This window comes from Bradyrhizobium sp. (assembly GCF_016462955.1).
GTDB lineage: Bacteria > Pseudomonadota > Alphaproteobacteria > Rhizobiales > Xanthobacteraceae > Bradyrhizobium.
Genome location: NZ_JAEMSD010000295.1, coordinates 1 through 8,631, shown reverse-complemented (window position 1 = coordinate 8,631; position 8,631 = coordinate 1). Strand labels below are relative to the sequence as shown.

The 8,631-nt window shown below is 62.3% G+C and carries 7 protein-coding genes and 1 pseudogene; 6 read left to right on the top strand and 2 right to left on the bottom strand.

Annotated elements, in window-relative coordinates; all coding sequences use genetic code 11:
• Positions 1–68: 68 nt before the first annotated feature.
• On the bottom strand, positions 69–314 hold the full coding sequence (locus JHD07_RS25340) for a type II toxin-antitoxin system VapB family antitoxin (RefSeq protein ID WP_024342302.1): 246 nt from the start codon (positions 312–314) through the stop codon (positions 69–71).
• A 204-nt stretch (positions 315–518) separates the two neighbouring features.
• Between JHD07_RS25340 and JHD07_RS25335 the strand changes: the two genes are divergently transcribed.
• From JHD07_RS25335 to JHD07_RS25310, 6 genes and pseudogenes are all read left to right on the top strand, one after another.
• On the top strand, positions 519–1,637 hold the full coding sequence (locus JHD07_RS25335; RefSeq protein ID WP_024342301.1) for a hypothetical protein: 1,119 nt from the start codon (positions 519–521) through the stop codon (positions 1,635–1,637).
• Between the two features lie 10 nt (positions 1,638–1,647).
• Positions 1,648–1,868: pseudogene (locus JHD07_RS25330) on the top strand (integrase); the annotation flags it as partial.
• A 1,418-nt stretch (positions 1,869–3,286) separates the two neighbouring features.
• Positions 3,287–4,501, top strand: coding sequence for a plasmid partitioning protein RepA (repA, locus tag JHD07_RS25325; RefSeq protein WP_024342299.1), 1,215 nt, complete (start codon positions 3,287–3,289; stop codon positions 4,499–4,501).
• Positions 4,498–5,517 carry a plasmid partitioning protein RepB gene (repB, locus tag JHD07_RS25320; RefSeq protein ID WP_024342298.1) on the top strand — a complete coding sequence of 340 codons (1,020 nt, stop codon included), beginning with the start codon at positions 4,498–4,500 and terminating at the stop codon, positions 5,515–5,517. Before repA ends, repB begins: the two co-directional genes overlap by 4 nt.
• 197 nt (positions 5,518–5,714) lie before the next feature.
• Entirely contained in the window at positions 5,715–6,947 is a 1,233-nt protein-coding gene (gene repC / locus JHD07_RS25315) for a plasmid replication protein RepC (protein WP_024342297.1), read from the top strand.
• A 108-nt stretch (positions 6,948–7,055) separates the two neighbouring features.
• Complete coding sequence (locus tag JHD07_RS25310) at positions 7,056–7,475, top strand: hypothetical protein (protein WP_024342296.1); 420 nt, start codon at positions 7,056–7,058, stop codon at positions 7,473–7,475.
• Between the two features lie 141 nt (positions 7,476–7,616).
• On the opposite strand, the gene JHD07_RS25305 is transcribed toward JHD07_RS25310, so the two are convergent.
• Positions 7,617–7,817: a hypothetical protein gene (locus JHD07_RS25305; protein ID WP_024342295.1), complete on the bottom strand. Its 201-nt coding sequence runs from the start codon at positions 7,815–7,817 to the stop codon at positions 7,617–7,619.
• Positions 7,818–8,631: the final 814 nt, after the last annotated feature.

Here is an 8,631-nt window from a genome sequence, read left to right as displayed (position 1 = left end):
GGCCAAAAGCTCCCGCGCCTCGTCCTCGTCGGTCAGCAGCGCGGTCAAGGCCGAGGCGTCGATGAACATCAATCGTCCTCGTACAGGCTGTCGCGGAACGCTTTGTCGGCCGGCTGTCCCTTGACAGGGTTGCCCCTGGCGCGGAGATCCCGGCAGAATTGGATGCCGAGGTCGACCAAGGACGGCTTGCCCTGCTCGCGCTCGAGCTCATGGGCGAGTGCCGCGTGCACCGCTTCGGTGAGGCCGATATTTTTCAGCGCCGCGACCTTGCGGGCGAGCGCGTCGGTCTCCGGGTTCTTGATGTGGAAAGCCATGACGCGTTCCTCTAGATCGTATCGTGTATCCGTATATATCACCTCGGATACACAGAAGGAAGAGCCGGTTACGCCGTTGGCAGGGCCACCAAGGTCCTGGGCCCCGCCGATTCGGCCCCCGCTCAAGGCGACGGGGCGCAGCCTGCCGATCGCGCGCTACGGAAATCGCGGCAATCCCGCTAAGACGCGCGGCCTTCGCGGCATATGAGGTGGCTTTTATGGTTAATTTTCAATGAACGCCTCCCCTCTCCGTCTCCCGACGCTGGTTCCATCGAGGCCGTCCTAGCAAACCTCGACCCGGCCTCCGCTGACGACGACCTCGTCCCAGCCCTCGCCCACGCCTTCCCAGGCTTTCAGTTCAGCGCCGCGCGGATCGACGATGACTACTGGCGCGACACCCGTTCGGTCATTCGACCGGATGGCACGCGGATCGGCGAACTGCGGCCATGGATGACAGGCGAGCTTGCCAAGGATGACGGCGACATTGACGCGCTGTGGCGGCGCCTCAAGGAGACGGATCTCCTGATCACCGAATGGCGCGGTACCAGCGCGTTCGTCTTCGCGCCGACCGGACCCGGCGCAGCCGATTACATCCAGATCGCGCTCGGCCGTGAAAGCGAGTGGCAGGCCGCCCCGATCGTCAATCCCGACTATCGACCCCGGGGCGAAGAGGAACTGCTCGATCCAAGCTGGCCCCGCCGGGATCAGCCGCCAGAGAGGGACCGCCTCGCCGGCCCCCTTTACCGCTTGCTTGACCGCGCCGGCGGCGCTTTCGTCCATATCCGTAGTTTTCTGGAGCGCTGCGGCCGCATCGAGCGCGAGAAGCGAGAGGCCAAGCGGCCCGAGATGGAGCGGCGGGTTATCCGCGAGGTCGGTCCCGACGGTACGCGCGAGACGCCTTTCCTGGAGGCGGTCCCCGACTGGTTCGACTACGTGCCGCGGGAGATTCGCTTCTTTCGCGACTGGGAGGACTCGAGCGCGGGTAGGCAGCGTGTCTTTGCGCATTGGGCGCTAGATGTTCGCGACTACACCTACAAGGGCGAGCGTGAGATCGGGTTCATCCCGCGGCCCTTGCAGCCGCCCCAAGAGCGGCTGCTGCCGACGCCAGACGCGTCGGTGCATCTCCTGATGGACCGGATCGAGGCGGTCGACCGTGAGCTCGGGCTCCCGTTCGGCTGGTTTTTCCTGATGACCCACGGCCATTGGGTCGACCCCGACGTAGGTCAGGCGATCGCGCAAGGCCTGAAGGAGCAACGTGTGCGTCTGCCCGATCGCGACGCGCGCGTGCTGCTCCGATGGGCCGACCGGACCTATGGGTTTTGAGGACGGGGCGATGGACAGCATCACCTCCCGCGCACTGGTCTCCGACCCCGAAACCCGGCGGGCCCTACAGCTCGACGCGCTGGCCTCGATCCTGCCGATGGAACGGCGCGACCGGCTAGCCGCGCTCCTGACCGACGACGACGTCGAAACGCTGAAGCACCTCGCGCGCGAGGGCATGGCGAGAATAGTCTGCGGGCGCTGGCCTCGGACCTCGCCTATCTCGAAGCTTGGCGCGAAACTCGTCCGAGGCCGAATTTTTAAGGTTAGCATTCTATGAATGCCACCCCTCCTCTTTGGTGCTTCCCGCGAGCCTGTGCTGAATGGCATTGGGAGCCAGCGCAACAGGGAGATGTTGTCAGCTGACAACATCCATCCCAGGCAAGCCCCCTGTTGTCAGCTGACAACAACCTCTTCCCGGGGCGCTGTTATCTGGCAAGAGTTCCGCCCGTCCGATGTCGCTATGTTGGAGTGGCTCGCAGCTCGGATCTCGGCGGATCTCCCATCGGGCCGAGGCTCGGTGCGGCTGCTTTGCTGCTTGCTATCCAAAGGAGCGGCTGGCCTTCGGCACTGGGCGCCTCGTCTTGTTGAACTCGATTAGGACAGTCCGCCGCGAGGTCGATTCACCCCTCGACCGGGTCATCCCAATGTCGCATGTGATGGCCCCATCCCTAACTCCAGCGATGCCGCGCCCCTGCGTGCGAATGCGCCGAACCAAGCGCATCTCAAGCTTGGCGATGGACGTCGCCTCGGCCGACTGTCCGAAGCCGGGTCAAGTCACTGCCATTACAATTGAGCCGGGCGAGGCCAGTTCTCTGCTGCTTGGTCGTGCCCGGCCGAGGTGGCGAACCGAGTCCAGGTCGCCTATCCGGTCGCGGTCGCGAACGGGATGGCATCCAGGACCCGCCGGTGGCGGCGTACGGGAACGTGGCGCCGCCGCAGAAAGTCCCCGTTGCAAGAGGCGTTTATCCAGCGTCGTGAATTTGTGAGACTTCGGCGACGATGGTATTTTGGAAGACTGCCTCGAATATCCGCTCGCCGCGCGCCGGGCGGGGCATGTCCAGCAGATCCGGACCGAAGCGTCGACAGCGTGTTTGCCCGGCGGCGGTACAGCGTTGGCGGGGAAGCCCTCGATTCATCTGCGACGGCTCGGGAATAGTGAGCCGACTTTGCCGACTCTTCGCCCGTCCAACGTGGGCGCTGAAAGGCCCGTGTCGCTGACGAGGGCGGCTGAAGCGGGTTGAAGGGGGCTGGATGCAGCGTGCCATCACATCATCTGCGGTGAATAATGTCGCGGCGGCCCGCGCTGGCAAGAGTGGGGGAGGGGGACGGTTCGGAGCACTTTGCGGAGCTGCGCGGCAGGGTCTCTTTGATCGAGAAGACGCACCATGGTTGCACCTTTCGATGCAGCGGAGGGAGCGGGGGGGCGCCGACTCATGCTAAAGTAGAGTTCCGCCCGGTCGCTGGAGGCTTTGTTGTCAGCTGACAACAGCCGCACGATGCACCGAAAAGCGCCATTGCTTGTGGGCAGCGCGCCATTGGGCGTTAACAACTCGTTAACCCTTTAATTCTTGCTCAAATCATAGAATCGTGGCCATCTCTCAAGACGGAGATCAGGCGTCTGACGCGCAGAAACCGTCTTGAGAAAGCAAATGCCGAGCTTAGCGGAAGATTCACTTACCATGAGCGAGACTGCGTCTGCCCGGATCACCCGGCACGCCGGCATTCTTTCCGGCCAGCTTCGCTCGCTGGCGACAACGCTTTTCCCGCCTTCAGCCAGTAAGTCTCTCCGCTCGTTCTCCTCAGGGGAGGTTGCGCGAATTGTCCGCGTCTCCGATGGTTATCTCCGACAGCTCTCCCTCGACGGACTTGGACCGACCCCAGCGACCGGACTTGGGGGCCGCCGATCCTATACCCTGGCTCAGATTCATGAGCTGCGCGCGTATCTAGCGACGGCGCGGCCCCGAGAAGCGTCGGAATTTCTCCCGCGCCGCCAGCCGGGCGACAAGCTCCAAATTATCACCGTCGCCAACTTCAAGGGCGGGTCCGCCAAGACGACGACGGCATTGTATCTTTCCCAATACCTCGCCCTTGCCGGCTTTCGGGTCCTTGCCATTGACCTCGATCCGCAAGCGTCGCTCTCCGCGATGTTCGGGTACCAGCCCGAGTTTGATATTGGGGCGAATGAAACTCTCTACGGTGCCATCCGGTATGACGAGCACCGCCGGCCGATGCGCGACATCGTCCGGCCGACCTACTTTGACGGGATAGGTCTTGTTCCGGGCAATCTTGAGCTGATGGAGTTCGAGCACCACACGCCTCGCGCAATGATCGAGCGGCGTGAACGCGGACACGACCTGTTCTTTCGCCGAGTCGCCAGCGCCATCGACCAGGTTGCCGACGACTACGATGTCGTCGTTATCGACTGCCCACCCCAACTTGGTTACCTGACCATGGGCGCGCTAAACGCGGCCACCGCGATGCTCGTGACCATCCATCCGCAGATGGTCGATGTCGCATCCATGAGCCAATTTCTCCTCATGACGTCGGATCTCATGTCCGTCATCGAGGAAGCCGGCGGGCGACTCGACCACGACTTCATCCGGTACGTCATCACGCGTCATGATCCCAACGACGTGCCCGAAGCTCAAATCGTGGCCCTCCTTCGTAATCTCTTTGGATCGGATGTGCTCCAGGCCACTGTTTGGAAATCGACTGCAATCGCCAATGCTGGCCTCACCAAGCAATCACTTTATGAGCTGGAGCGCGGCGCGGTAGGGCGGGGCGCCTACGACCGCGCGTTGGAATCAGTCGACGCGGTCAATGCCGAAATCGCGCAACTTCTTAAGAAGGTGTGGGGTCGATGAGCAAACGTACTGACACTATCAAGAGCCTTTTCACGGCCCCGCAATCAAGCACGTTGTCAGCTGACAACGTGCCCGCTGCCTTGCCGCGGGTCTCGTCGGGCTCGGTCCGCTCGTTGAAGGATTCTTTTTCCGAAGTCGAGAAGGAGAACGAGGAGCTTCGCGAAAGAATCGCGTCTGGGGCTGTGATCCTTGAAATCGACCCTTCGCTTATTGATCCATCACCCCTGTCCGACCGGTTTCGCGACAATGATGATAGCTCGTTCGAAGCACTCAAACAGTCGATAGCACAGCGTGGCCAAGAGGTGCCCATTCTCGTTCGGGAGCATCCTGAAGCAAAAGGGCGCTATCAAAGCGCGTATGGTCATCGCCGCGTCCGCGCCACGCGCGAATTGGGTATTTCCGTCAAAGCGATCCTGCGATCGCTGTCAGATGAAGCCCTTGTCGTGGCGCAAGGACTCGAGAACGCACCGCGCGAGGATTTGAGTTTCATTGAGCGCGCCAGCTTCGCGATGCATATCGAAGATGCCGGGCATAGCCGGTCAATCGTGCAGGATGCGTTGTCGATCGATCGGGCTGAGGCTTCGAAACTCCTTGCCGTCGCTCGGTCGGTTCCACCCGAAGTCGTTCGAGCAATCGGGAAGGCTCCGAAAGTTGGCCGCGGCCGCTGGCAGTCCTTCGCTGAATTACTCAAGGATGCCGCGTCGCTCAAACGTGTCAGAGCGGTGATCGCTGACCCGAAATTTGCAGAGCGGGAAACCGACGCGCGATTTCTCGCAGCATTCTCAGCAGCAAGCCGTCCATCTCCCGCGGGGACATCGAAGCCATCGGAAGAGAAGCCAGTCTTTTCCGCATCCGGGGACAAGATTGCGCACGTGCGTCAGGTCGAGCGCGAATTGAAGCTTACCATCGACAAGAATGTCTCGGCGACATTCGCGGCATTTCTTGTGGACCAACTCCCGGCCATCTTCGACGCCTTTTCCAAGACGAGTGGCGGCCAGGAAACTACCGAGGCCTGACGGCCTCGTCCCGTAAACACGAACCAGGAGCAGACAAGGGAAAAGAAAAAAGGCCCCCGAAACGGAGTTCCGGAAGCCTTCTCTTCAAGTTTGGCGACTGACAGAGAATCACTTTCGCGAATCGCAGTCAAGAGTTTCCACGCGATTTTATCGCCGTTTCGGCGAGCAGGTTTTCTTTGCCCAGCTGAGGCAAAGACATGCAGTCACACTCTCCAACGACGCCCTTTGGGCGGCGATCGCTGACGCTTGCCCATGTGGCAAGCCAGATGGTCACAACCGAACGTCCTCCCGAAAAGATCGTGCACAAGTGGAAGATCTTCCACGCCATCTGCACGGCACGGCCGCGCCTAGGCGTGTCGGAGCGCTCCCTCTCGGTACTGAATGCGCTGCTGACCTTCCATCCCGAAACCGCCCTGACAGGGGAGGACGATCTGATCGTCTTCCCCTCGAACCATCAACTCACTCGGCGAGCGCACGGCATGCCGGCATCGACGCTGCGGCGTCATCTCGCTGTGCTGGTCGACGCCGGGCTGATCGTTCGGCGCGACAGTCCCAATGGCAAGCGGTATGCGCGGAAGGACGACGCCGGCGAAATCGAGCTCGCCTTCGGCTTCGATCTGTCGCCGCTGGTCGTGCGGTCAGAGGAGTTCGAGAGCCTGGCGGCCGATATCGAAGCCGAGGCCCGCGCACTCAAGCTCGTACGAGAGCGCATTACGCTGTGCCGGCGCGACATCGCGAAGATGATTGCAACTGGCATCGAGGAAGCCGTCCCGACGCGAAGAGGAGGGCAGGGGCCTGCCGATTGGCAGGTCGTGCACGCCGCCTTCCGCGCGATCGTCGACCAGATTCCGCGCACGGCTACGCGCCAGGAGCTTGAGCCGATCGCCGACGAGTTGTCTCAGCTCGCCGACGACGTGCTCAATCTTCTGGAAGCACACATCAAATCCAAGAATCCGAGCGCCAATGAGTCCCATTCTGAGCGCCACATACAGAATTCAAATCCAGACGCCCCTATTGAACTTGAACCTGTCCTTCGAGAAGGCAGGGCGGCGAGAGCTGAGCCCAAACCTCAACCATCGCGAGTCGGGGAGGGATCGTATCCGTTAGGAATGGTCCTGAGTGCGTGTCCGGACATCGTCGATTATGCGAAGGGCGGGGTTTCGAACTGGCGCGATTTCCTCGCTACCGCGGCCGTTGTGCGATCGATGCTGGGCATCAGCCCGAGCGCTTGGGAGGAGGCGCAAAAGGTTATGGGCGAGGTGCCCGCAGCCATCGTCGTCGCGTGTATCCTGCAGCGCGGGACGGCGATCAATTCCGCCGGCGGTTATCTACGCGGTCTGACGCGAAAAGCCGAGGTCGGCGAATTTTCGCTTGGCCCGATACTGATGGCGCAGATCAATTCTCGCCGGCGAGACAAGCAGCGAGCGTGAGACGATGAGGCGCCGTTCCCAGACCTTGCCTTTTTCGTGTGATCGAAAATACCCGCACTGACCCAGCTGCTGCGCTGTGTCGATGCAAAGTCGTTCGGAGAGATCGTCATGGGAAAACACCCTCCAATCGTCCTCACGCCGTTCCTCCAGCCTCGTGATGAAGGGGCTGCGGAGCAACGGATGTACGTGGCGGGGTTCGCGGACGAGGCGGGCGAGGCCTGGGGGACGCTGATTCCTTTGGATGCGGAGATGGTCGAGCACGCCGTTCTGGGACAACAGACATTCACCGTCTGGTGCAACTCCGACGGTCACATGCAACCGCAGCCGAGCGGCGATAGTCTGTTTGAAGAGCTTCTGGAGAAAGGCCAATTGAAGGAGACGCCCCTCGATGAGCTCGTCGCCGAAGCCATCGAGCAGGGCAAGAATGAACCCAATGATGACATCCTCGATATGTTCGAGACCCTGCATGAGCGGCTGGTGCGGGCGGAGGGCATGGTCGCTGACGAGATCGCGCGGCGCAGGCGATGATCCTTCGCGGCGCGCGTGCGCGGTTTCATGCTGCACGGGTGAGCTTGTGATAACGCGAGCACCGCGACCGCGGGTGGCCGACACCCGGACCGGTCGATGAACACATAGAAAACCGACGACCGGGCCGCGCTCCGACTAGTCTTAAGCTTCGCCGGAGCCGGAAAACAGCGCCGTCGGTGGCGTCGCGCGCGGCGGCGGGAGGGTCCGACCGCCCGGGGCTCCCGGTCTGCTCTTGAGATCGTATCGTTGGGCCAGGTCGAGCAGCCGCCGCTTGGTGAACGGGTCCGCGTTCTCGGCCAGATCGCGCGCCCGCTGCGCGAAGCCCCTGTAAAATTCTTCCACGACGCCACCCCCGCAACATCACTGAAAACCGGATTTCAGTGCGAGACGCGTTCCGCGTCAAGCGCTCTGGTGCATGCGGACAAGTTTCGGCGATCTACTTGTGCTCGCGGCGCACCGGGAACTAAGCTGGTCGCGGCAGGAAAAAAACATGACTCCGCTCTACCCGAGCCGGAAGCTGTGCCCGAAGTGCGGGAAGCCGATGACGGCGATGCCCGACGACGTCGCGCCTGGCCAGCCGCGCTACGTCTGCGTGGCCTGCGAGGACGATCCGCTGCGCGACCCCGCCGCTCGGAAGTGGGCGGACAGCCCGCTGCGGCACCGGCCAAATAGCGTCCGATCGAAATCGAGCCCGGCAGCCGGATCGCTGTCGACTTCGATCGTGCTCACAACCCGCACCACTGCTGTGGCGTTGCAACCGGCACGCCAAGCTGCGTTCCATCGCGCGTGCCGGCGGAATCGTCCCGGACTCGGCGGCCGGCCCGTCCACCGACGCTAGCATCTGTTTCACGCCTCGCAGGGCGTGTCGGTCGCACGGATGCGGAGGACCGGGTTGCATCCGCATGGCGAGAACGTGGGCAGCCTCGTTATCGATCTTGCGATGGCCGCTTCGACAGGTGCGCCGACGTTGCTGACAGCGATAGTTTCCCTGGTAGGTGATGACCCGGCTCTTATGTGGCCTGCTTACGGTGAACGACGTTTCGCTGCGACGCTCGTTGCCTTGATCCGAATGGCGCATAGGGCCGTCCGTCTTCATTCCATGTGTTTTCGCGACGGGCGCACCCATCTGCGTCCTCGATAGAGGCTGGTCTGACCG

What these genes read in the sequence shown, in the direction of transcription:
- JHD07_RS25335 (WP_024342301.1), top strand. Translation starts at nt 519, where the DNA reads ATGAGGTGGCTTTTATGGTTAATTTTCAATGAACGCCTCCCCTCTCCG.
- repB (WP_024342298.1), top strand. Translation starts at nt 4,498, where the DNA reads ATGAGCAAACGTACTGACACTATCAAGAGCCTTTTCACGGCCCCGCAA.
- repC (WP_024342297.1), top strand. Translation starts at nt 5,715, where the DNA reads ATGCAGTCACACTCTCCAACGACGCCCTTTGGGCGGCGATCGCTGACG.
- JHD07_RS25340 (WP_024342302.1), bottom strand. Translation starts at nt 314, where the DNA reads ATGGCTTTCCACATCAAGAACCCGGAGACCGACGCGCTCGCCCGCAAG.
- JHD07_RS25310 (WP_024342296.1), top strand. Translation starts at nt 7,056, where the DNA reads ATGGGAAAACACCCTCCAATCGTCCTCACGCCGTTCCTCCAGCCTCGT.
- repA (WP_024342299.1), top strand. Translation starts at nt 3,287, where the DNA reads ATGCCGAGCTTAGCGGAAGATTCACTTACCATGAGCGAGACTGCGTCT.